Annotated in this window: 1 pseudogene; it reads right to left on the bottom strand. The window is 61.0% G+C overall.

Features of this window, described 5'->3' with window-relative positions:
* Positions 1 to 587, bottom strand: a pseudogene (vgrG, locus tag PG881_RS23965) (type VI secretion system effector VgrG); the annotation flags it as partial.

The following is a 587-nucleotide window of genomic DNA, read 5'->3' as shown; positions in this document are numbered from 1 at the left end:
GCCTTGCCGCTCGGGTCCTGCTTGTAGCGACCCGGATAGTCGAAGTGCTGGTAGGTGTCGCGCTGGTGCTCGAGCTCACTGCCCTGCTTTTTGTGGGAGAGGCCATAAGCCGGGGTCTTGAAGCTGTAGTCTTTGAGCTCCACATCGCTCGGACGCACCGCCTCCCGGTAGTGGAACTGAAGGACGTAGGGCCCCTGCTCCAGCGAACGGTTGCCAAGGTTAAAGAAGAGCTCGGGGCCGGCGGTCAGGGCGGCAGCGTCATCGGCAAATACGATGCGGTGCTTGCCCGCTTCAAACTCGTGGAAGTAGAACATCCCCTCCTCGGCGGCGAGCCGGTTCACGAAATCGAGGTCGGTCTCGCGATACTGGACGCAGTACTCCCGCTTGGCGTGCTCGTTTTTCAGGGCAAACGCATAGTCGGTGATGCCGTGTTCTTGCAGCAGGATGGAGAGGATTTCATCGGGCTTTTGTGCCTGGAAGATGCGGGAGTTCTGGCGCAAAGAGAGCCGCCACAGCGCCGGCTGCACCAGCAGCTGATAGCGGGTGCGGCGAAAACCGCTGTCACCCTGCGCGAAGTTACTGACCAC

It is taken from the genome of Aeromonas sp. QDB54 (assembly GCF_027707385.1).
GTDB lineage: Bacteria > Pseudomonadota > Gammaproteobacteria > Enterobacterales > Aeromonadaceae > Aeromonas > Aeromonas hydrophila.
Note: the sequence above shows the minus strand (reverse complement) of the source record. Positions and strands in the feature narration are given on the sequence as shown.